Consider the following 678-nt stretch of genomic DNA (forward strand, 5'->3'; position numbering starts at 1 on the left):
AGTAGGTAGCTCAGAAAGCTCCCATCGTCCCACGGGCCAAGCTGCCCTCGTTCACTGCCGAGTAGGTAGCTCAGAAAATAACGCCCTTGCCGGTCACCGAGTACGGGTCGTTCACTGCCGAGTAGGTAGCTCAGAAAAGGTGCGCCGCCGGAACGGCGCGCAGCTGCAGGTTCACTGCCGAGTAGGTAGCTCAGAAAATCTCAAAAAATCTCAAGCCACCAGGACGTGATCGACGTGGCGTTCACTGCCGAGTAGGTAGCTCAGAAAAGCACGATGCGTTCACGCAGATGTTCGTCATCTGTTCACTGCCGAGTAGGTAGCTCAGAAAGGAGAGATCGACGAAGGCGTCGATGTCGGCGAGTTCACTGCCGAGTAGGTAGCTCAGAAATACCTACCGAAAGAGAAAGAGGTGCGCAATGAGTTCACTGCCGAGTAGGTAGCTCAGAAAACATTATTCACTTCGAAATGGGCTGGCTGGTGGGTATTTCGGCGAGCGTGACCGCCCATTTCGGCATCGTGACCGATTTGAGCGCTGGGTCTGGGGTTACGCGGTTGGGATTGTAGAGAGGGGTATGGATTGACTGGTTGATGCCTCCTTGTCGGGTGTTGCAGGTCACGATACCTGAGTATCGTTCGAGTTTTTTCTTGTGTTTTTCTATTTTTTGTGCTTGGACTCTG

General features: G+C 53.4%; 1 protein-coding gene and 1 CRISPR repeat array. The gene reads right to left on the reverse strand.

Annotation, left to right across the window (positions count from 1 at the left end):
• The first annotated feature begins 49 nt into the window (after nucleotides 1-49).
• Nucleotides 50-448: direct repeats of the CRISPR family, unit length 28 nt; unit sequence GTTCACTGCCGAGTAGGTAGCTCAGAAA.
• A gap of 7 nt (nucleotides 449-455) precedes the next feature.
• A partial coding sequence (locus tag VTU_RS35350) for a hypothetical protein (RefSeq protein WP_236610869.1) occupies nucleotides 456-678 on the reverse strand: 223 nt, incomplete at its 5' end.

Source organism: Verminephrobacter aporrectodeae subsp. tuberculatae At4, assembly GCF_000193225.1.
Lineage (GTDB): Bacteria > Pseudomonadota > Gammaproteobacteria > Burkholderiales > Burkholderiaceae_C > Acidovorax > Acidovorax aporrectodeae.